The organism is Bacillus sp. J33 (assembly GCF_000518885.1).
Lineage (GTDB): Bacteria > Bacillota > Bacilli > Bacillales > Cytobacillaceae > Cytobacillus.
The window spans coordinates 1-21,982 of sequence record NZ_JAEL01000077.1 but is presented as its reverse complement, the minus strand read 5'-3'; the positions used below and the strand labels follow the sequence as shown (position 1 = coordinate 21,982).

24 protein-coding genes are annotated in these 21,982 nt (G+C 41.0%); 13 read left to right on the top strand and 11 right to left on the bottom strand.

The annotated features are described in order from the left end of the window. Positions 1-39: 39 nt before the first annotated feature. The gene (locus L634_RS0120005; protein ID WP_026583973.1) at positions 40-1,290 is read right to left on the bottom strand and encodes an ABC transporter permease; all 1,251 of its coding nucleotides are present in this window, start codon (positions 1,288-1,290) and stop codon (positions 40-42) included. After that, positions 1,283-2,182, bottom strand: coding sequence for an ABC transporter ATP-binding protein (locus L634_RS0120000; protein WP_026583972.1), 900 nt, complete (start codon positions 2,180-2,182; stop codon positions 1,283-1,285). Before L634_RS0120000 ends, L634_RS0120005 begins: the two co-directional genes overlap by 8 nt. Before the next feature lie 787 nt (positions 2,183-2,969). Here L634_RS0120000 and L634_RS0119990 point away from each other — a divergent pair. Further along, the gene (locus L634_RS0119990) at positions 2,970-3,155 is read left to right on the top strand and encodes a YhzD family protein (protein WP_026583971.1); all 186 of its coding nucleotides are present in this window, start codon (positions 2,970-2,972) and stop codon (positions 3,153-3,155) included. Positions 3,156-3,246: 91 nt separating this feature from the next. Here L634_RS0119990 and L634_RS0119985 read toward each other — a convergent pair whose 3' ends face one another. The 4 genes from L634_RS0119985 to L634_RS0119970 all read right to left on the bottom strand — a co-directional run bounded on the left by L634_RS0119985 (position 3,247) and on the right by L634_RS0119970 (position 8,902). After that, entirely contained in the window at positions 3,247-4,038 is a 792-nt protein-coding gene (locus tag L634_RS0119985) for an enoyl-CoA hydratase (RefSeq protein WP_026583970.1), read from the bottom strand. Positions 4,039-4,311: 273 nt separating this feature from the next. Continuing rightward, a complete protein-coding gene (locus L634_RS0119980; protein ID WP_034262951.1) occupies positions 4,312-5,937 on the bottom strand; it encodes a long-chain fatty acid--CoA ligase in 1,626 nt (541 codons plus the stop codon). A 145-nt stretch (positions 5,938-6,082) separates the two neighbouring features. Continuing rightward, the gene (locus tag L634_RS0119975) at positions 6,083-7,597 is read right to left on the bottom strand and encodes a coproporphyrinogen III oxidase (RefSeq protein WP_026583968.1); all 1,515 of its coding nucleotides are present in this window, start codon (positions 7,595-7,597) and stop codon (positions 6,083-6,085) included. Positions 7,598-8,035: 438 nt separating this feature from the next. Continuing rightward, positions 8,036-8,902: a Cof-type HAD-IIB family hydrolase gene (locus L634_RS0119970; protein ID WP_026583967.1), complete on the bottom strand. Its 867-nt coding sequence runs from the start codon at positions 8,900-8,902 to the stop codon at positions 8,036-8,038. 154 nt (positions 8,903-9,056) lie between these two features. Here L634_RS0119970 and L634_RS0119965 point away from each other — a divergent pair, with 154 nt between their 5' ends. From L634_RS0119965 to L634_RS0119960, 3 genes are all read left to right on the top strand, one after another. After that, on the top strand, positions 9,057-9,296 hold the full coding sequence (locus tag L634_RS0119965) for a hypothetical protein (RefSeq protein ID WP_026583966.1): 240 nt from the start codon (positions 9,057-9,059) through the stop codon (positions 9,294-9,296). Further along, positions 9,297-9,479: a CbiQ family ECF transporter T component gene (locus L634_RS32880; protein ID WP_442852713.1), complete on the top strand. Its 183-nt coding sequence runs from the start codon at positions 9,297-9,299 to the stop codon at positions 9,477-9,479. Between the two features lie 366 nt (positions 9,480-9,845). Continuing rightward, positions 9,846-10,046: an alpha/beta-type small acid-soluble spore protein gene (locus L634_RS0119960; RefSeq protein ID WP_026583965.1), complete on the top strand. Its 201-nt coding sequence runs from the start codon at positions 9,846-9,848 to the stop codon at positions 10,044-10,046. A gap of 68 nt (positions 10,047-10,114) precedes the next feature. On the opposite strand, the gene L634_RS0119955 is transcribed toward L634_RS0119960, so the two are convergent. The 3 genes from L634_RS0119955 to L634_RS0119945 all read right to left on the bottom strand — a co-directional run bounded on the left by L634_RS0119955 (position 10,115) and on the right by L634_RS0119945 (position 12,387). Next, the gene (locus L634_RS0119955) at positions 10,115-10,639 is read right to left on the bottom strand and encodes a D-glycero-alpha-D-manno-heptose-1,7-bisphosphate 7-phosphatase (RefSeq protein WP_026583964.1); all 525 of its coding nucleotides are present in this window, start codon (positions 10,637-10,639) and stop codon (positions 10,115-10,117) included. Positions 10,640-10,774: 135 nt separating this feature from the next. After that, the gene (locus tag L634_RS0119950; protein WP_026583963.1) at positions 10,775-11,125 is read right to left on the bottom strand and encodes a YlbF family regulator; all 351 of its coding nucleotides are present in this window, start codon (positions 11,123-11,125) and stop codon (positions 10,775-10,777) included. A 122-nt stretch (positions 11,126-11,247) separates the two neighbouring features. Further along, a complete protein-coding gene (locus L634_RS0119945; protein WP_026583962.1) occupies positions 11,248-12,387 on the bottom strand; it encodes a DUF445 domain-containing protein in 1,140 nt (379 codons plus the stop codon). A gap of 388 nt (positions 12,388-12,775) precedes the next feature. Here L634_RS0119945 and L634_RS31435 point away from each other — a divergent pair, with 388 nt between their 5' ends. The 4 genes from L634_RS31435 to L634_RS0119925 are packed head-to-tail and all read left to right on the top strand — an operon-like array spanning position 12,776 to position 17,774. After that, positions 12,776-14,158: a YheC/YheD family endospore coat-associated protein gene (locus tag L634_RS31435; protein WP_034262949.1), complete on the top strand. Its 1,383-nt coding sequence runs from the start codon at positions 12,776-12,778 to the stop codon at positions 14,156-14,158. 1 nt (position 14,159) lies between these two features. Further along, positions 14,160-15,263, top strand: a complete 1,104-nt coding sequence (locus L634_RS0119935) for a YheC/YheD family endospore coat-associated protein (RefSeq protein ID WP_026583961.1) — start codon at positions 14,160-14,162, stop codon at positions 15,261-15,263. Then, entirely contained in the window at positions 15,241-16,605 is a 1,365-nt protein-coding gene (locus tag L634_RS0119930) for a YheC/YheD family endospore coat-associated protein (RefSeq protein ID WP_026583960.1), read from the top strand. Before L634_RS0119935 ends, L634_RS0119930 begins: the two co-directional genes overlap by 23 nt. Next, positions 16,602-17,774 carry a YheC/YheD family endospore coat-associated protein gene (locus tag L634_RS0119925; RefSeq protein ID WP_026583959.1) on the top strand — a complete coding sequence of 391 codons (1,173 nt, stop codon included), beginning with the start codon at positions 16,602-16,604 and terminating at the stop codon, positions 17,772-17,774. Before L634_RS0119930 ends, L634_RS0119925 begins: the two co-directional genes overlap by 4 nt. A 121-nt stretch (positions 17,775-17,895) precedes the next feature. Here L634_RS0119925 and L634_RS33955 read toward each other — a convergent pair whose 3' ends face one another. Next, positions 17,896-18,066 (bottom strand): hypothetical protein, encoded by a 171-nt coding sequence (locus L634_RS33955; RefSeq protein ID WP_198029803.1) that lies wholly within the window; start codon positions 18,064-18,066, stop codon positions 17,896-17,898. A gap of 97 nt (positions 18,067-18,163) precedes the next feature. On the opposite strand from L634_RS33955, the gene L634_RS0119915 reads away from it, so the two are divergent. Together L634_RS0119915 and L634_RS0119910 are read left to right on the top strand one after the other, a co-directional pair. Continuing rightward, positions 18,164-18,370: a YheE family protein gene (locus tag L634_RS0119915; protein ID WP_026583958.1), complete on the top strand. Its 207-nt coding sequence runs from the start codon at positions 18,164-18,166 to the stop codon at positions 18,368-18,370. Positions 18,371-18,522: 152 nt separating this feature from the next. After that, entirely contained in the window at positions 18,523-18,717 is a 195-nt protein-coding gene (locus L634_RS0119910) for a hypothetical protein (RefSeq protein WP_026583957.1), read from the top strand. Between the two features lie 118 nt (positions 18,718-18,835). Here L634_RS0119910 and L634_RS0119905 read toward each other — a convergent pair whose 3' ends face one another. Continuing rightward, positions 18,836-19,096 (bottom strand): metal-sensitive transcriptional regulator, encoded by a 261-nt coding sequence (locus L634_RS0119905; protein WP_026583956.1) that lies wholly within the window; start codon positions 19,094-19,096, stop codon positions 18,836-18,838. Positions 19,097-19,521: 425 nt separating this feature from the next. Between L634_RS0119905 and L634_RS0119900 the strand changes: the two genes are divergently transcribed. From L634_RS0119900 to L634_RS0119890, 3 genes are all read left to right on the top strand, one after another. Continuing rightward, positions 19,522-20,415, top strand: a complete 894-nt coding sequence (locus tag L634_RS0119900) for a PucR family transcriptional regulator (protein WP_026583955.1) — start codon at positions 19,522-19,524, stop codon at positions 20,413-20,415. 114 nt (positions 20,416-20,529) lie between these two features. After that, positions 20,530-21,639, top strand: coding sequence for an ABC transporter ATP-binding protein (locus L634_RS0119895; protein WP_026583954.1), 1,110 nt, complete (start codon positions 20,530-20,532; stop codon positions 21,637-21,639). A 91-nt stretch (positions 21,640-21,730) separates the two neighbouring features. Further along, positions 21,731-21,982, top strand: a 252-nt coding sequence (locus tag L634_RS0119890) for a helix-turn-helix domain-containing protein (RefSeq protein ID WP_026583953.1), incomplete at its 3' end; no start/stop codon positions are given.

Here is a 21,982-nt window from a genome sequence, read left to right as displayed (position 1 = left end):
GCCATACAAAAAGCTCCGCTTGGGAACGGAGCTTTTTTATTACTCATTTTTAGTTAGCTGCAGCGCTTTTTTAATATCTTTAAAAGAGTTGGATTTCCCATACATCAATACGCCGCCTCTATAAACCCTTGCACCGAAAACTGCCAATACTGCAATGGTGGCGAGAAGGATCACAATGCCCAGGATAGGCTCCCAGACTGGCAGAGTCAGCATGCCCACCCTCATGAACATGAGCATTGGGGTGAAAAATGGAATGTAAGATGTAATTGTAACGAATGAAGCTTCCGGCTGGCTTAAACCAAACATGGCAATCATAAATCCTGCAACAACCATCATAGTCATCGGTGTAATCATCTGCTGGATATCTTCAATCCTGCTGACAAGGGAGCCCAGAAAAGCTGCCAATGTCGCATACAGGAAGTATCCAAGAATAAAAAAGATAAGGGCATAGGCGATTGTTGAGGCCGGGATATTCCCAAATCCGAAGAATTCAAAAAAGCCGCCTTCCATTGAATTCAGATTTTGCTTAATTGAATAATAGCCGACTAATAAAAGGAATGCCATCTGTGTAAGGCTGAGCAGCCCGATTCCCAATATTTTGGCGAACATCTGCTTAATAGGCGAAACACTGGAAATTAGAATTTCCATGACACGGGATGACTTTTCTGTTGCAACTTCCATCGCTATCATATTTGCATACAGAATAACTGCAAAATAGATAACAAACAAGAGAACATAGACAAGACCTCTTGCCTGGTTCAGTTCTTCCTCCGTCTTGGCGTTTTCTTCCAGCGCTATTTGCTCGAAAGGAACAGGTTCATATAATTTGCCCAGCTCCTCGGGACTGAGATTTATCTGAGAAGCCGCTATCTGAGTTTTTATCTGCTGCAAGCCATTCTGCAATTCGGAAGGGATGGCAGAATCAGCAATGCTTCTGGATTTATAGGTTGCTTCCGGGAGTTCTTCCTGATCAAGAGACAACAGCAAAAGCCCCTTGTATTCCCCATCTTTTACAGCTTTCTCTCCATCTTCCTCCGTACCTTTAAAGGCTTCTAAGCTTATATCATTGTTGATTGCCTTCATTTGGTCATCCAAAGAGGTATAAAGCATACCCGTTTCATCTATGACCGCAATTTTTTCCTGGCTGTCCTTATTAAAAAAGTCAATGATGCCGGATAAATTTGCAAGGCCCACAACAATCAGCACAGTGATTATCGTCGTAATCATAAACGATTTGGTTTTTAGCTTGCTTAAATAAGTATGAAGAAGAATAGTCATAAAATTATTCATAGGAAGCACCTGCCTTTTCTATGAAAATATCATTCAGCGAAGGTTCTTCCAATACAAATTTACGGACAAAGCCCTTTGAAGCAATCTCCATAAAGATCTTTTCTGCCGTTTCCTCCCCTGATATCTGCAGTTGAATTCCCTCAGCCGTCTGCTTTGCTTTAGTCACCCCAGGTGCATTTGCCAAGAAGTTCAGATCATAATCTGCATGGATGACAAGATTTTTTTTGCCAAAAGAACGTTTAATCTCTTTAAGCGAACCGTGTACGACAGGCCTGCCTTTTTGCATGATGCATAAATGTTCGCATAATTCCTCAACATGTTCCATCCTATGGGAAGAGAAAACAATTGTCGTTCCACTCTCTTTAAGCTCAAGCACCGCTTCCTTCAATTGCTCCACATTTACCGGATCCAGTCCGCTAAATGGCTCATCAAGTATCAGAAGCTTTGGCTTATGGATAACTGCTGTAATGAATTGAATCTTCTGCTGATTCCCCTTCGACAGCTCTTCTACCTTTTTGTTTGCATACTCGGGCACCTTAAATCGTTCAAGCCAATAATCCAATGCCTTCAGGGAATCCTGCTTAGCCATTCCTCTAAGCTTTGCCAAATATACAATTTGATCCTTTACCTTTAGCTTCGGATACAATCCTCTTTCTTCAGGAAGGTAGCCAATCAGCGGACTCGTTGAATAATCGATGCGCCTTCCATTCCAGGTAATACTGCCTTCACTCGGATCCAGCAATCCAAGAATCATTCGAAACGTAGTCGTTTTACCGGCACCATTTGCCCCCAAAAACCCAAACATCTCACTTTCGGGAATTGCCAAAGACAAATCATCGACAGCCGTAAACTTTCCAAAACGCTTTGTAACATGCTCAAGCTCCAATGACATTCCTAACTCCTCCTTTACTATTTGTAATACGGACAGAAAGTGAAAAAGGTTCAATTTCCCATAAAAAATTGGAGACTTTTTTATGGGGAGGGAATTTGTTGTAGTGTGTGGCATTGTTTCGGTTCGAATGCAGAAAAAGGGGTTCGGCGTTCACGGCGGGATCAAATTATGTAAGGGCTGGATAAAGGCATCATGGCCATCCAAATTGAGTATGAGCTGGCGGTTATGGAGCCTATAATTGAGCGGAGAAATATAGAAATTTGCCATATCCTTGCCCAGTTTATCTGCCTGCGATGGCCAGCATCATTTAATTTAGTTTCTTTCAATCCTGGTTGCCAGTTTCACAGAGTACTAATTACCCCTGATTGTTCCCTGCTCCGCTATTTCGCCTGCCATGGATTCTCGACTCCCAAGGGTGCTAGACCTTCTGATTAGTTCCCTTCAGACTGGATTCACATTTCCCACGGGCACTATTCCTACCGATTAATTCCCTTCAGACCAGATTCCTGTCTCCTACGGGCACTATTCCTCCTGATTAGTTCCCTTCAGACCGGAATCCCGTCTCCCACAGGCACTATTCCTCCCAATTAATTCCCTTCAGACAGGATTCCCGCTTCCTACGGGCACTATTCCTCCCCATTAGTTCCCTTCACACATGCATTCCATAAACGACGAGCATTATTCTTTTCCATTAGTCCCTAACAGGAAAAAATCTTTTGCACATTTTCAAAAATTATGCAAGAATAATAGTAACTATCTGAATTTTATAATAAAGGAGTTTACCAGAATGAACACTTACAAACTTACCGCTTTTGAGCCGGATGGAGAAAAAATATTAGATGAAGCCTTTCAGGCAGCTAATGATGAAGAAGCAAAAGGAATAGGTGAAAAACTGCTAAAAGAAAAAGGGCTGGATGAAAAAACTCACCGCTGTACTTCTCCTGCAGGGAAGCTTATTTTATTTCACCGATAATTTAAAGCGCTTTCTCCCAAGACTGTACTGCAGCAAATACAAACAAATGAAAAAAGCAAAGACTCGGGTTCTTTGCTTTTTTTGCGTATTACTACTTTCCTTTGAAAACTGGCTTTCTTTTTTCAATAAAGGCCTGGATGCCCTCTTTGTGATCCTCGGTTTGCCTCATTTTATGCTGGCCAAGCTTTTCAAGCTCCAATACTTTTAATAACAGGGGGCGATTTTTGTCTGCAAGGATTTTTTTTGTTTTAATCATCGCTTCTGTTGGGCTGTTTAGCCATTTTTGCAATTTCGCTTTAATTGCTTCACTTAAATGATCTTCTGCTATTTCATGGATGAGCCCCATTTGCAGGGCTTCATCTGCTGTAAGCACTTTTCCTTCCCAGATTAATTGCTTGGTTTTATCCTCGCCAATGCGCTGCTGAAGAAAGAAATGAGAGCCTCCATCCGGAATTAAACCTATGCCAATAAAATTCATTGCCAATTTGCTGTTCTTTTCTGCCAAAATATAATCGGTAGCTAACGCAAGGCTAAAACCAAGGCCTGCAGCTGCGCCTGTAACTTCGCTTATCGTCAGCTTCGGTATGCTGTATAGTGTTACAACCAATTCATTGATGCAATCCATAACTGTAGAGAAATCGCTTTCACTGGCTTCCAGAAGCATTGTTTTAATATCGCCGCCAGAGGAAAACGCGCGTCCATTGCCTTTTAATACAACAATATCAACCTCATCCATCTGGCTGACTTCCTTTATTACAGCCAATAATCCTTTTAGCATTTCAACATTTAATGCATTTAATGATTCCGGCCTGTTCATTTCAACGGTTGCAACACGACCATCGATTTCCAGGTTAACAGTTTCAGTTACAAAATCTATTGCCAAAATCCATCCCCTCCTTTTTATTGCTCCTTTTATTATAAAGAGTATTATTATATTTAAAAAGCATTTTATCTAAAAATTTTAAATTTTGTCACTTATCCTTCGGTGTCTTTTTTATTTCGAAAAGATTAACTGCCATTTTTGACGTTTTCGGCTAACAATAGAAAGCTATCGGTCATATTCGAACTTTTATCGGCTAAAAGTAGGGGATTCTGGCCTAACGGCTGGCAGACCATAAATAAGCAGCACCCTCAGAAGGATGCTGCCTTTAATGATTCACTTTGTATTTTTTGTATACTCTTTCTGAACCTGATCCCTTAATGCCCTCTTAAGGAACTTGCCAACAGAAGTTTTCGGTATATCCTCAAGGAATAATATTTCATCTGGAAGCCACCATTTCGCAAACTGCGGTTTAAGGAAATCATATAACTCTTCCTTGCTTGTTTGCCCTTTAAACGGCTCTTTTAGTACAACGCATGCGAGAGGGCGTTCTTGCCACTGCTCATGCGGCACAGCAACAACAGCTGCCTCGAACACAGCTTCATGTGCCATTAAGGCGTTTTCGATATCTACGGATGAGATCCACTCTCCCCCGCTCTTAATCAAATCCTTTGTCCGGTCAACAATTTTCATAAAGCCCTCTTCATCAATGGTTACTACATCTCCAGTATATAGCCAGCCATCACGGAATGCTTCATTAGTCCGTTCATCCTTGTAATATTCGGAAGCAATCCACGGCCCTCTTATTGCAAGCTCACCCATTTCCTTGCCGTCCCAGGCAGCTTCTCCATCCTTCCCGACAGCCTTCATCTCCAGCCCTGGAACCAGGATGCCTTGCTTGGCTTTAATATCAAGCTGTTCTTCAGGGGAAAGCTCTTCCTGATAGCTTTTTAGAGTGGAGATAACAACAAGCGGACTAGTTTCAGTCATGCCATAAGCATGCATGAAAGGTATTTTATGTTTTTGCTCGAAAGCCTTAATCATGCCTTTCGGTGCTGCAGAGCCTCCGCACAGAACCGAACGGAGTGAACTCATGTCATATTCATTTTCATCCAGCTCTTTTAAGAGGCCCAGCCAGATTGTCGGCACCCCTGCTGTAATGGTAACTTTTTCTGACTGGATAAGCTCTGCCAGAAGCTTTGGTGTAAAATAAGGCCCTGGCAAAACTAGTGTTGTCCCAAACCAAACCGCTGCAAATGGAAGCCCCCATGCATTTACATGGAACATCGGCACCACTGGAAGAGCGATATCTTTCTCGCTTACCGCTGCACTATCTGCCATTCCTAGTGCCATGCTGTGGAGAACTATGCCTCTATGTGAATATACAACACCTTTTGGGTTGCCAGTTGTTGCGGAAGTATAGCACATACCTGCAGCTGAATTCTCATCTAAATCATCCGGATATTCATAATCTCCACTTGCTTCTTCAATTAGTTTTTCATAATGGTAAACAGGAGAAAGCGATGTCTCAGGCAGATCATTATCATCAGTCATGATAATGAATGCCTTAACGGTCTTTAACTCATCCTTCACCATTTCGATTAACGGAACGATGTCAGGGTCGATTAGCAAGATCTTATCTTCAGCATGATTTATAATATAGGAAATATGCTGCGGTGAAAGGCGGATATTAATTGTATGAAGAACTGCCCCGCTGCAAGGAATGGCAAAATAGGCCTCTAGATGGCGATGGTGGTTCCACGCAAGTGTTCCGACCCTATCCCCTCTTTCAACTCCAAGTTTTTGGAGGCTTTCTGCCAGCTTTCTGGTACGCCCTGCAATCTCTTTATATGTAAATCTCTGAATACCGCTGGACGTTCTTGAAACGACTAATTTCTTTGGAAAATACTTTTCTGCCCGTTTAATCATTTGCGTCATGGTCAAAGGTGTTTGCATCATCATCACAATTCCCCCTTTTGGTAAACGCTTACATTTGTGATCATAGATATTTATGATCGGTAATACCTATTTCATTCTATTTATTTTTGAGAAATCCTTCATTGTTTTCTAAATATTCCAAAATTAAATGTTTTAAAAAAATCCCCGCTTATTCGGCAAGGGATTTTTGTTTATCGAAAAGTTCGTTTAAAATTTTCAATTTCTCATTTGTATAATGCTCAAAACTGTCATTATATGATTTTGGATCTTTAGGATTGGCAAAATGAGTGATTTTTCCTGTTTGCGGATCTATAAATTTACTGGACGCTCCACATCCAAGCCCGATAATTGTCTGCTGTTCTTCCATAATCATGATGTTATAGATGCTCTCCTGGTCTGGAAGGGCATAGCCGACATTTTCAAGATTGCCAAGGATGTTTTTTTGGCGGTATAGGTAATAAGGATGGTAATTATGCTCCTTCGTCCAGTTCTCCGCCATTTCCATCATTCTTTCTATTTCATCGCGATCTGCTACCTTATATTTCTGCTTATTTTTCGTCATTTCCGATGCGCGTTTAAAAGACAATGTATGGACAGTTAAAGATTCCGGCATCAGCTTCTCCGTTTCATTCAAAGTATGCGTAAACTCAGAAGCCCCTTCCCCAGGAAGACCAATAATCAAATCCATATTGATGTTATTCATTCCCATATTGCGGGCAAGATGAAATTTATCAACTGTTTCCTCAACTGTATGGTGGCGGCCAATGGCTTTCAATGTTTCCTGGATATAGGACTGAGGATTTATGCTGATACGGTCAATATTCCACTTCTTCAGCACTTCTAATTTCTCAGGTGTAATAGTATCCGGGCGTCCCGCTTCTACTGTTACCTCTCGGATGTTCTTTACGTCCGGAAAGGATGTATACATTTCCTCATAAAGCATATCCATCTCTTCTGCGGTGATGCTTGTTGGAGTTCCGCCTCCGTAATATACAGTCGTTATCTTAACGTCATTTTCTTTCAGCCACTCGCCGATTTTGCGCATTTCGTAATGCAGCCCGCCAAGAAATGAATTCACAGAACCCTGTCTGCCATTAATCGCATAGGCGGGGAAAGTGCAATACGCACATTTTGTTGGACAGAAAGGAATGCCAATATAAATGCTGACTTCATTTTTCAGCTCATAAAGATCCGGAACAACCGCAAGCTGCCTGTCTACGATATTCTGCATAAGCTGAATTTTTTCGTCTGTGATCAAGTACTCTTCCTTTAGCTGCTGATGGGCCTCTTGCTGAGGAATTTGGTTCTGCATCGCACGGTGGAGAAGTTTCGTTGGCCGGACACCGGTTAATATTCCCCATTTTTGGATCATGCCTGTCCAGTCTTGCAAAACGGTTAAATAAACATGAGAAACAGCATTTTTTATTTGTTTGAAATTCTCTTTCTCATTCTCTGCGGGCACAAATTCCTTTTCAAAAGCTGCTGACAGTTTATTGCCTTCTTTATCTGCAAGTTCTGCCTGGGCTTTAATGTTATTTCCATGTTCAAGCTGAACACTAATCGTAAGATCAGCTTCTCCGGTATCTCCCAGTACGACTTTGCACTCCTCAAAAAAGAGATTTCCAATCAGCCCGAGCGGCCGTTGGAACCGTTCATCCTGTAGACCTAAAATTGAAATGTTCAAAACGATCACCTTTTATAAAAATATAATGGAAGCTGCCTTTGTACCTGGCAGCTGAAACGTCTGTTATATTAAGCATTCTAATGACGACAAACTTCTTTAAGTGTACAGAAATGGGGAAACAAGGTCAATACAGGGGAAAAGATTCCTATTAGATTAAAATACTGCTATATAGAGAGCATTATTAATGCTTCAGTTATGTTTCTCCTCGTTTTTCACGGACTCGATTGCGCAGCGAATTCTCTTTTTTGACAGAGCGAAAATGATTACGTTGGTTTTTCCCTTTTTTGTGCCGCCCTTTGCTTTTATGCATCATTCCTTCTTAGAATTACGTCCTGTCCCCTTTTTATTCCATTGATCGAAAAACTATATGACCCGGCATTTATGGTTTGCTGCAGCAAAAAAGAGCCGATTATGATAATCGGACTCTCTTTCGCTGCTTTATTTTAATAGATTCATTTTCTTTAAAAATTCGATTGGCTGCTGCTTGCGGAAGTGCTCTTTGACCATGTAGCTGACACCGTTCTGGTTATTTGATCGGGTTAGCCAGTCAGCTGCTTTTTTTAGTTCGGCAGGGGCATTGCCCATTGCTACACCGAGACCGGCTGCTTCAATCATTTCCAGATCATCCGAGGAGTCGCCGATGACGACCATCTGATCCCGTGAGATTCCCAGGTGCTCCCCCAAATAAAGCAATCCGTTTAGCTTCGATACTCCTGCAGGAACAATATCCATGCGGAGGTCGCTCAATTTAATGGTATCAATATTTTCAAACATGCCTTTAATAGCTGCCTGTGCATCCTGAAGGTCCTCTTTATCTTCAAAGTAGACTTCTATTTTAGGAGGTGTGACAGGCTCATCTAAAATCGTATCGCTCAATGAATCTACAAATTGCTGGGAGTAAAAGATAGGATCACCTGTAGTAAAAACGGTTTTGGCAAGCATATTGGAATTTAGCTTGGTTTTATTGGCCAGCGAATATTTTTCGTGTACCAGCCTGATTTGGCATGTGAAGCCTTCAAGCAGGCGCACGATTTCAAACGTTTCATCTTCCTGTATTCGTTTTACAAAAATCGGTTTTTCCTGGGAAGCAGCAATATAAGCTCCCCTATGGGTAATCAGGAATGAATTGATTTTCAGGGCTTTCGCCACTTTTTTTGCAGACGGAAAGCTCCTTGAAGTTACGAGTGTCACATAAATTCCTTTTTGCTGAACATATTCGATCGCTTCTTTAGTTGATTTATGGAGTCTTCCATTTGATTGGAGAAGTGTTCCGTCAATATTTAAAGCAAGCATCCGGTATATCATCCACATTGCCCCCTATTCTCGGTGTAAAATTGTCCTATTACACTTTTATGAGGATTTGCAATAGATTAGAACATTACATGGACAATGCAAAAACTTTTCTTAAGTTATCTTATAAAATCGTTACATAATTAACCATTAAAGAACACGCGATCTTATGGCTACCCTGGAAGAAAAAATCCGAAGCGGCGGATCGGTGGTCATGATTACTCATGATATGGAACTCATCCATACGTATGCAGATAAAGTGATTGTCCTTTCAAAAGGAAAAATGGTTTATGAGGGAACACCTCAAGATTTATGGAAGGAACAGAAGATTATAAAGGAATTCTCTCTTCAGATTCCATATTTCGAAAAGCTCAAGTACTCATCGCATCAGGGGAGTAGCAAAAGCTAGATCATTTTCGGAAAAATATCGGAGCTAAAGAGGTATGCCGTCCCACTGCTGGCCGGAGCTATCCGTAAAGCAGAGAGAACAGCCATGGCAATGGAGTCGAAAGGATTTACAGGGAAAAAAATAGAGAGTTTTATCATAAAATCACTGTTTCGTGGAAAGATTGGGCATTTTTTGGACTTATGATGGCAGCTGTTCTGCTGAGTTCGTTCATTTCCTGGCGGTTTGGATTTGCAGCTGTATAACGGTGAGCCTTGACGTCACTTTGTAATGTATGTACGGATGTCCCGAATTTTTTCAGGTGCGGCTGCCTGTAATAAATTATTTAATCGCATTATATTTGGTTTTGTCCATATTAAAAAAATATTTATCCGGCTTATAAAAGGATTTATCCCTCTTATAAACCATTTTATTTGCTTTATAGGGGTTTAGCTCCAGACTAACCAAGGAAAAATCCTTAATTTACCAAATGTAACTATGAATAAATTTTATTTCCTCTTCTAAAACTATGACTGTAACAATCAAGAAAACTACACCAAGGAGATGATTTACATGGCAAGAAACAACAATTCGAATCAGCTTTTAGTATCAGGAGTCAGTCAGGCAATTGATCAAATGAAGTATGAAATCGCAACAGAATTCGGTGTGAACCTTGGCCCGGAAACATCTTCAAGAGCAAATGGATCTGTAGGCGGAGAAATCACTAAGCGTCTTGTGCAAATGGCTGAGCAGCAGCTTGGCGGGGCACGCTAGTTCTATTATTCAATTATCGTTAAATAAAAAGCCGCTTCCAGCCAGTCTGTGAAGCGGCTTATCCTCTCTCATTTAAGCAATTCCAGTATATCTTCTACTGCCTCAAAGAGAGATGCTGCCTGGATATCTGCTCCTGTTGGATCTGATCCAATAAAAACAGTTTTACAGCCAGCCTTCTTGCCTGCCTCAATATCCCGCTCGTGATCGCCGACCATTATGCTTTTAGCTAGATCGAGATTATATCTTTCAGCAAGATCAAGCAGCATACCTGCATTCGGTTTGCGGCATTCACACCCTGCTTTCGGCTTATGAGGGCAATAGGCTACTTCTTTAATATGGCCCCCTTTTTCTGCAACAAGCTCCTGCAGTCTTTCGTGAATTCTCTTTAATTCTCTTTCTTTTAAAAACCCCAGCCCAACGCCACCTTGATTGGTTACAACAAAAATTTCATACCCTGCTTTTGTCAATTCGGCTACTGCTTCTGCTGCCCCATCAAGTAAATATAGCTGCTCAGGCTTGTTGACAAATTTGACTCTGTCAGATAAAACTTCGTTTAAAACACCATCCCGGTCGAGAAAAATGGCTTTTTTCATTTTTTCACCTTCTTTCCTTAGCACCAATATCTATCTTAAAGGTACCCAAACCTCATTCTGTTTAATACTGCGAAATACACTTTTCCTGAAATAAAAAACCTCCCGAAGTATAATCCGGGAGGTTTAAATAGCTCTTTATTCAGCAGCACCATACAGTTCTTCAAGAGGCTTCATGATAATTTTGTTCATTTCCGCAATCATCATGCTCATGCGCTGCTCCGCTTCCATTAGCTTGGAAATTTGTTCATGCTGCTGTACAAGAGCAACTGTTTTTTGTGCCTGTTCTACTTCTTCCTGTGTAATATCCTGGCCCATCATTTGCTTTTGCTGAAGTTCCATCTGGATATTGCGGAAGTTTTCAAACATTGTTTTTGCAGAAGGATCTGCATTCACATCATCGTACGCTTGTTTTAAAGCATTGTATTCATCGCTTTCACGCACTGCTTTCTCTAGTTCATAGGCTGAATCATATAAATTTACTGCCATTTTAAACACTCCTTCCAATTCTCGTTCAAAAAAGGAGAATAATAAGCACATACTATTTCCCGTACTTTGAACATCCACTCCACTATAACAAACTATGACAGTAAACGCGAGGCGATACCCTTTTAATTAATAAAAATGACCAGAATCCCCTGGAAAAGCCCAATTAGGCCGCCCAGCAATGCACCTAGATAAGTAATCATTTTCAGCTCGCTTCTTGTAATGGACAATACCATTTCCTCAAGCCTCTCGACAGAGAAAGTTTCTACCTGCTGCCGGACTATTTCAGCCAGATGCAGTCGCTCCATAAGAACATCAATGCGGCGTGAAAGCCAGCTGCCGAGCAATTCAACGCTTTTTGGAGCCATCTCATCAATAACTTTCCCTCTGTAGGCAATCGTCAGCTCAGAAAGTGGCTTTTGAAATAATCCGTCGAGCTTAACTGCTTTTTGGACAAAACTTTTGATCATCTTTACAAGTTTTTCTTTTTCAAATTGCTTTTCGATCCGTTCTGTTTCCCAATCAAGCACCTTTTCCCATTCTTTCTTCAGGATAGTTGTTATCAAGTCTGCGGTGCCTTCATTCTTTAAAAACCTTACAATTTCCGGCTGAATTTTATCAGCAAGGTTGATATTTCCCATGAACATTTGCAGCATATTGCTCAGCACACCGCTTCGTTCACGGACAAAGTCATCAGCCATGCGCTGAATGCGCATTTTCCCTTCGATGCTGGAAAAATAGTCGACTCCTTTTTCAAGTATATAAGAAGAAATAACAGGGAGCTTTCCATCTGCTTTTTGGATGATCTCCGGTGAGATGACTTCTCTCAGAGGTTTGCTGCGGTACTTTGCCATTAATGTTTCATATTTTTCTTCAACAAATTGATTAAGCTTGCCTTCAGCTTTTTCTTTTGCATTATGAATACCAAGAACCCCGAGCAGCTCTTCAGGTGTTTTCCTGGTATTCAGCATGTTCTCAAGTTCCTTTTGAACAAGCAATGTCATATCCTTTTGAAAGGCTTCATTTAAAAATTTTCGCTGAATGCTTTCAGGTGTAAGCAAATGATCCGTTACCATTTTCCCCATTTGCGCGGCAAGCTCATCCCTGCGCTTTGGTATAAGTCCCGGAGTAAAGGGGACTCTCCAATTTTTTATGTAAATTGGCTTATAAGGCCTGAACAGCATTTTAATAGCCAAAGAGTTTGTAAATCCCCCTATTACAGCCCCTATTATAATCATAAATAAAATTGTAATTGCGATTTGCATTAACATCTACCTTCCATGCACAAATTTAGAAAAGCGGAAGCGCCTTGCCCATGCGAAACCCTGTATGCCAGCATTCGCCCGCTCCGCCATTGCACCATTTTTCACGTTGTTACATACGATACCGTATCAGCTTTTGCCTATTTTTTCATTATACAGCGAAACTTCCATCAGCGGGAGTTTTGTACTTAAAAGTCGCAGGAAGCTTATATCCGGCAGCTAATTCATTTTATAAAAAACCATTTCCACTGATGGTTAGTTGAGCCAACCAGGCTTTTACGGGCAGTTATCCCCAAATTCTATCTGCTTAATACCTCTCCAAAGTGCTGGATTTACTGCCCGTTAACCTGCGGTACGCTCACACACAAAGACGAGCAAATGAGGAATGATCATGTCAGTATCTCTATTGCCTATTACGATTGTTCCGGTAAAAATGTTTCAAGAAAATATGCATCACATTCAAATGAGCCATTCTCTTATCCATTACTGGAATATAGATTTGCAAATGACCCATACTCTTCACATTGGAAGGCACTCCATACAGGTTTCCATAGAAGGTGCGAACGTTACAAAGAATGAACTTTTAGTCAGTGATCGTTTGCTTCAGGAGTGCTTCCTCCCGATTGAAGAGATGAACTTTCTTGCAAGTTATTCGAAGAAAGGCTATTCCATTACCATTGGACCCATTATCGGGCTCCTGACGGATTTGAATGACAAGGGCGAAGAGCCGGACTTTCGCTCCATTCATGCATTTTGCTACGAGCTGCATGAAGTTGTATTGAACATGGGAGGCTTTTTTCATGTGTTTCACTTTAAGGATTACGAAAAAGGAAGCCTTCAAGGCTATTGCCTTCAATCCGGCCAGTGGATCAAAAGAAGGATTCCGCTTCCTGGTGTCATTTATAACCGTATTCACTCAAGAGCCCTTGAAGCAAGCCCTTTGTTCCAATCTTTCAGGAACAGCATAAGCAGTTTATCCATTCCATTCTTTAATGACAGTTTCTTATCAAAAAATGAGGTTCACAATCTTCTCTATTCCGAGGAACATATGCAGCCCTATCTTCCTGAAACCTCAATGGCAGAAGAGTCTGCAATAAAAAAAATGCTCAATAAACATGGGAAGCTTTATATAAAACCGATACATGGAAGCCAGGGCCGGAATATCATCAGGATTACTTTAAACGGCGAAGAAATTCTCGCAGAATTGTCATCTGGGAGCCGAAAGGAAGAAACACTTCAGTTTGAGAACTATACCCGTTTTACCCATTGGTTTAAGCAGCAGCAAAAGAAAAGAATCTTTTTAGCACAGCAGGCAATTCCCCTGCAAACCTATAAAAACAGGCAGCTTGATTTTCGGGTGCTTTGCAACAAAAATTTTCAGGATACATGGAAAGCCACATCAGCGGTTGCGCGAATTTCTGCTGAGCAGCAGTTTGTATCCAACATAGCTAGGGGCGGGGAGGCTATGAAGCCGCTAAGGATCTTTTCAGCCTTGTCAGATCAGAAAACAGCCATACAGCAGCTAGCACTCATGAAGGAGCTAGCTGTCGAAGCAGCCTCAATCATTAGTCAAAAATGCGTTGGGCTTATTGGTGAACTAGGTGTTGATATAGGTATTGATCAACTTGGAAAGCTATGGATTATTGAAGTCAATTCAAAGCCTTCCAAAAACTTTGAAGACAGCGATAAAAAAATAAGGCCCTCTGCCAAAGCTCTTATCGAGTATGCGACAGCCTTATCTTTTTCAGGTATACCTGTAAAGGAGGATAACTAAAATGCTATCATTTGGAATCATGACATTAAATAAACGCAGCGAGAAATCTTACTTTTTGGAATTAGCGAAAAGAGCCCATGAACATGGGATTCAATGCTGCCGTTTCATACCTTCTGACATCCGCCCGGCATCAGAAAAAATCAGCGGTGATATCTTTAATCCAAGTTCAGGCAGCTGGGATCCAAAGGAATTTTCTGTTCCCGATATCCTGTATGACCGGTGTTTTTATGGGGAGGATTCCCACTCAAGACAGTGCATGTCCATTGTTAATTGGCTGAAAGCAAGGGATGATATCCAATTTCTCGGCTATGGATTGCCGAATAAACTTGAATTATATGAACTCCTCTCCCATTCAAGCATTTCACCTTATCTGTTAAAAACAGCTGCTTTTACAAGCGCTGAACATTTCATTGATAGCCTGGTCCATGATAAACCTTTAATTATAAAGCCTGCCAGCGGATCCCAGGGCCAGGGAATCTACTATATTGAAAAAAAAGGGACTGACATTTTGGTTAAAACAGATAAGAGAGAAGCACAGATTGTCCATACGTTTGAAAAAACCGAAAAGGCAATCAAATGGCTCACTAGGCTGATAGCAAAGCGGAAATATCTCATACAGCCTTATGTAAATCTCTCAAATAAAGATGGCCATCCGTACGATATTAGGATTTTAATGCAAAAAGATCCCGAAGGCAATTGGAAGGAAATCGGCCGGGGAATCCGAATCGGTAAGCAAGGCGGAATTATATCCAATTTAAGTGCAGGCGGAACCAATACATCCTTTAATGACTGGATTGCCTCCTTCCCTTCATCGCTTAGAAATTATATCTGTGAGGAGCTTAAAGAAATTAAACAGGCACTGCCTTCTTCACTAGAGGCAAAGCTCCCTCCCTTATTTGAAATGGGAATTGATTTAGGTGTAGAAAAAGATGGGTCTATTTGGATTCTTGATGTAAACTCCAAACCAGGCCGAAAAACGATTCTAAACACCTTGCCTGAAAAAAAGGAAGAATTATATACAGCTCCTCTCCTTTATGCAAAACACCTGGCGTCAAGCAAACAATATGAAAGGGGCCATAATTATGCGAAAACAGTATCAAATTGAAATTCTTGAGTCAGTCTCGCAAACTGTTTATATCCCAAATGAACTAAACCTCCATACCCATCTGACCAGCCTGGCATTTGGCACCCATTCGGTCGATGCTGCATTCGTTCTCCATAAAGGGAAAAAAAAATCGATTGTCCTTAGTAAAGATGTGGCAGAAGCACTCAATTTCCCTGATTTGAATATCCCACTGCATGCTTTTGCCAACAATGGAACCTTATATATAGGCCCGCTCGTCGGAATTTTCACATCCGGTTTTACCTCTTTTCCTTTGAGGCCAGTTGGTGATCGGACCCTGTTTTTCGCAAAACTTTTATCAGTCAAGAAAACGGTTGGAGCGATACCTTTTTTATTCGGAGAGCAGCATATAAATTGGGATCAAGGTACAATCCAAGGCCTATTCTATCATCAGGAAGGATGGGTGACGCATGAAGTTCCTTTTCCAAATGTCGTTTACGACAGGCTTCCCAATCGCAAAAGCGAAAGAAGGAACGAGCTCAAGGAAGTGCGGGACCGGCTTCAGAAGGAATATTTAATTCCATGGTATAACCCGGGCTTCTTTAATAAATTGGATGTTTATGAGAGACTGCAAAATGAAAAAGCGATCAGCCGTTATTTGCCAGAAACGCATCCTTTTTCTTCTTACTCCGTAATAGAAAGGATGCTTGCCGATTACGGCCAAGTTTTCTTAAAACCGGTCAACGGCAGCCTCGGTCTTGGAATCCATCAAATTATTTATGATAAAAAGGAAGGGTTTTATTATTGCCGTTACAGAGAGCAGGATGAAAACCGCTTAAGAAGGTACAGCAGCCTGGAAAATTTAATGCGCCATGTATTTGCCGGCAGAAATTTAAACAGAATGCTTGTCCAGCAAGGGATTCATTTACTGCGGTATAACCAGCGCCCAATTGATTTCCGAATCCATACCAACAAAGATGAAAACGGTGAATGGAGAATTACAGCTGCAGCCGCCAAAATTGCCGGGCCAGGCAGTGTTACAACCCATGTTAAAAGCGGCGGAGTTATAAAAACATTAGATGAAGTGTTTGAAACAGCGGACGAGAAGGAAGAGGCATTGGAAAAGCTGACAGCTGCAGCACTTAGTATCAGCAGTGCACTTGAACAGAATATGGAAGGAATAATCGGGGAGATTGGCTTTGATTTTGGATTAGACCGAAAAGGGAGTATATGGCTTTTTGAAGCAAACTCCAAGCCAGGAAGATCCATTTTCAAACACCCCCGGCTCCGCGAATTTGACCTCCTTACCCGTAAGCTTTCATTGTCATTTGCCGTTTTCCTGGCTGAGGCGTCCATTACAAAGCCTGAGGCAATTTTCAGATGAAGGTCTTTTATGACTGGGCCAGCAAAGAGTGGTTCGGTCATTCTGGGGCAACGATTGGAGGTAATTTGCAGCCTTTAAAATCCAGCATACCAGACATAGATCAACGGGCACTTTCCTTTTCATTATTAAGCAAAAACCTGAATGCCGGACCGATTATTGGGATCTTGACGGGCAAGGGGAAAGACAATACAGTGGCCGGGAATGCCCCATTATTTATGGCCCTGCAAAAACAAATTCTGCAAAGCAAAGGGATTTCGTATGTTTTTACTGCAGAAGGAATAAATGAGAATTCCATAAGCGGATATATATATTTGCCGGGGCAAAACAAATGGATTCAGGCCTGCTGCCCGCTTCCCCATCTTGTTTATAACCGGGTTCCATTCCGAAAGCTTGAGAAATCGGATGCTTTCCAAAAAGCCTGCCATTTTTTTAAGGAACATAGCATTCCATTTTTCAACCCGGGATTTCTCGATAAATATGAAGTATACCAACTTTTAAAAGATCACCCTGAATTACAAAAGTTTATACCGGATACAATTCGGATTACTGATAAAATGGGGCTGAAAAATTTTATCGCCAAACACAGACACATATACCTAAAGCCTGTACTTGGAGCTAAAGGCAACGGTATATACCGCTTAAGCCATGTGGATGAAGCAAAATTCATATTAACCGGGCTAAGGGAAACTTTTTCTTATACGGATTTTGATAGTTTTTGGAATGAATGGAACCTCTCGCTTACAGACAGATCTTATTTGGCACAGAAAGCAATAAGCCCCGCAAGGTTTGAAGGCAAACGATTTGATTTCAGGATTCTTGCCCACTACAGCCAAGGTGAATATCGGGTTACCGGTATTGGTATCCGGCAGGCACTGGATCAGGATCTTACCACTCATATCCCCAATGGAGGCAGAATGATCCCATATGAAAAGGTCCGCACAAAACAACATGATGAATTTATTGGTATGGCTGTATCCGAGGCCGGAAAACTGCTGGAAAAAAACAAAAGCCTCTTCGGAGAATTTTCAATGGACGCGGGATTAACGGATAAAGGCAGCTATGTGATTTACGAAATAAATTCAAAGCCTATGAGCTTCGATGAAGCTTCAATTGAAAGTAAAAGGACTAAAGAGCTCACTCGTTTATTTTTCAATATGGCGGGGTTTTGAACTCTGAAAAGCAACAAAATTCCGAACGCAGCGTTAATAAAAATAGCCGTACACCAGTGGTGCGCGGCTATTTTTATTTCGATTTATTCAAATTCAGCAAAGTGCTTGTACCATCGCATTATTATGTCGTTATAGGGCTTTTAGTTGTTTTCACTTTACTTTTCTTAGAGGAAGTACCGGCAAATGATTGAAATTGCTCTTTAAGCTTTTGGCGGGATTCAGGATTTCTCATTAAATATGCTGCTCCAAGAGCCATGGCTGACATCATAAATTTATTGTTTCTTTTCAACATTTTTGCCTCCTTTTAATGTTAAAATATTTCTACACCTATTCCATTCCCTTTTACAAGGACAATAAACGGGAAAATTCAAATGCCAATTGGAGGCCGTATGCTAACACACTTTCAATTCAAGCCGCTATATGAAAATAAGCAATTGCCGGGATGGACATTTTCTTTTTATTTTAAAAAACAAAAGGTAACAGGGATTTATCATCCTGATGGGAAAATCGAATGGACATCCGAAAAACCTGTGAGCCAGGAGGAAGACCTCAAATCGCAGATTCATGAATTAATGTTATTTCACGTTTATGAATAAATAAGCAAAGAGGTTTTAACCACTCTTTATTTCTGCTTTCACTCGCATATGCATGATCGATTTACAGCACTATGAATATCCGGTATGACTTTTATGCTCTTTTGGGAGAATAAACACTATATCATTAATTTCTTGCAAAGGAGCGAAAATCATTGAACAAATCAAACAAAACACAGGTGTCAGAGGACTTGGATTATGAAGGCCGTGATAAAGCCTATATGGACATTGATCGAATCATCAATGAAGGTCTGTCTGGAGGATCGGTCCACGGGCGGGGGGAAGAGGTTAATATCGAACAGGCAAGGGAAATTCGTGAGGAAGAACCGCCCCATAAAGCAGATTCATAAGATAGATCGGGCGGTGCATACTGGCAGTAATCGAACTTCAGTGTACTTTCATGCGACCTGAAAAAAGGTACCTGAACGAATTCCGTTCGGGCGCCTTTTTAAGTCTGTTAAAAAGACTTTATCTGCTTTTTACGATCATATTGACTGCTTCCTGAATGGCATCTTCAGCGTTTTTACCTTCTGTATTTGCATCACGTATACAAGTTTCAAGATTTTTTGCTACGATATATCCCATGGCACGATCGACTGCAGAGCGGACTGCGGATAATTGTGTAACAACATCCTTGCAATGCTTCTCTTCTTCCATCATTCGGATTACACCCCGCACTTGTCCTTCGAGCCTTTTCAAGCGGTTTTTCATTTCTGGTGTGTACTCCATAGACCTCACCCCTTAACATTCTTTACTAATTATAAAAGATAGGCTTTTTTATCATAAATTGTTGTTTTTATTTATAAACTTTGCCCGTGGATTTCAGTACGGGAAACTCCAGCTTTCCCGCGGGGAGGAATGAGAGCCTCCTCGGCTTCGCCTATGGGGTTCCCCTACTTCCCACTCTTCGGAATAGGACATTGCAAAAGCATTCTTGAATAATCACCTCATTGTAAGAAAATGCAAATGCATTTTCGAGGAGTCGAGTGCCCTCTGCTATAATCAGCTCAGTTGGTTAACTTTTATTAGCCCTGAAAAGCAACAAACCATACGAAAATAGCGAAAAACTAAGTCATATACGGCAGTTTTTTCAATTAAATTATAACTGCTATAATATAAGAAACACAAAAATTAATCAAATAAAGGGAAGAAATATGTTTAAAAAATTACATGACAAATATCCTGGTTCAATACTAATGGAAGAAAAGCCTGTTTTCCAAAATTTCTCTAATGCATACTGGTTTTATGATCATAAAACTGGCGAATGGCTCGGCATACCTTCCAAAGATCTATCCGAGGATGCCCTGATGGTTTTGAAAACTCTTTTTGAACTTCATGACGCCTCTCCCCATCTTCACCCCGCTGCACAAACATGGTTTGATTTTTTATATGCTAACGGGAATATTCCCAAGGCAGCCAGGAACGCTCCTTACCGGCTTATTCAATTTCAAACAGCTGAGGGAGATTGGCTTCGGGAGGATATGGAAACTGCTTTTAAAGGATTCTTTGAGAAAGATATTATTATTTTATGGAATAACCCTTCAATGGGAGTCATTATTGAAGAATTTACTGAACCGCTTACAGAGGAAGATTTCCGGGCCATCTCCAATGCTTTGGAGAGTGACTTCTTTGTTAAAACAGCTTTTTATATTGGTACTCCCAATACACTTGGGGATGATTTTCCAATTCAGTTTAAAGAAGAAAAACATTTTTTTGAACAGGCCTATTCTTTGCTGCCCTCAGAAAGGGTATTTTCATTCGAAAAAACATTACCGTCTCTGATGACAGCCAGCCTGGACACCTTTTTAAAGAGAAGCCTGCTCTCCCGGCTCTCTTTGCTAAAAGAGGATCCTGAACTATTAAACACCATTAAAGTATTTTTGCAGCATAGCTCCAATGTTTCCCTAACAGCAAAAAAGTTGTATATCCACCGCAATACCCTGCAATACAGATTAGACAAATTCACAGAGAAAACAGGCATCCAATTAAAAGATTTTAATAGTGCTGTGACAGTTTATTTAGCTTGTTTGCTGTATGAACAATTATGACTTTGAACAAGTTGCATAAAACCGCTTTCAGGAATTTTGTGCAGTTTAGACATATGGGAAAAGCCTTACATCCTTTAAACTGAATGTAAGAAAAAATACTGGGAGGTTTTCCTAATGGCTGAACTAAAGTTAGATAATATATACAAAATTTATGACAATAAAGTCACTGCAGTAGAGGACTTTAATCTTCATATCCAGGATAAGGAATTTATCGTTTTTGTCGGCCCTTCAGGCTGCGGTAAATCTACGACACTTCGAATGATAGCAGGTCTAGAGGAAATTTCTAAAGGCGACTTTTATATCGATGAAAAACGAGTAAACGATGTACCGCCTAAAGATCGGGATATTGCAATGGTTTTCCAGAACTATGCCCTATATCCGCATATGTCCGTATATGATAACATGGCTTTCGGACTTAAGCTTCGCAAGTTTCCGAAAGACGAAATTGAACGCCGTGTAAAAGAAGCAGCTAAAATACTTGGCCTTGAGCCTTACCTTGACCGCAAACCTAAAGCTTTATCCGGCGGTCAGCGCCAGCGTGTTGCCTTAGGCCGCGCCATTGTACGGGATGCTAAAGTATTCCTTATGGATGAACCTTTATCAAACCTTGATGCTAAGCTCCGTGTCCAAATGCGTGCTGAAATTGCCAAGCTTCACCAGCGCCTGCAAACCACTACCATCTATGTTACGCATGATCAGACAGAAGCCATGACAATGGCAACCCGCCTTGTTGTTATGAAAGATGGGGTTATCCAGCAGGTTGGTGCACCAAAAGAGGTTTACGAAAAGCCAGAGAACGTATTTGTCGGCGGTTTCATCGGCTCACCTGCCATGAACTTCTTTAATGGAAAGCTGGAAGACGGCCATTTTCTGGTGGGCCAAACAAAGGTAGCTGTGCCAGAAGGGAAAATGAAGGTTCTTCGTGATCAAAGATATGTAGGCAAAGATATCATTCTTGGCATCCGTCCTGAAGATATTCATGACGAGCCTGTATTTATTGATGCTTCACAGGGTTCTAAAATCAACGCCCGTATTGACGTATCCGAGCTTACTGGTGCTGAAACGATGATCTACTCCAGCATCGAAGGCCAGGACTTTGTAGCACGTGTTGATTCCCGTACAGATATTAAACCAGGCCAAAACCTTGACTTGGCTTTTGACATGAATAAAGCCCATTTCTTTGATGCCACTACAGAAAGCAGAATCCGTTCTTCAAAAGAATAAAAACGAAACCCCGCCAGCATAGACTGCACCCCTTATAGTAGATGTTGAAAAACCCACAGTTGGGCAACATTGACTTAAGGGGTGATTTTTTATGGCAAAAAAAGGACAAAGGTTACAAAGTTATACTTTGGAGATAAAGGCTGAAGCAATTCAGTTAAAAGAAGCTGGTTTCTCAGCACAGCAGNTAGCTAACAAACTAAATATACCAAGTAAAAATACTGTAAAGACTTGGTGGAGGAAATATCAAAAAGAGGGACAAGCATTTTACTTAGACAATAGAGGTCGAAGGAAAGAGTACACAGATCAAGAACGTTACATTAGGAAATTGGAAATGGAGAATGCT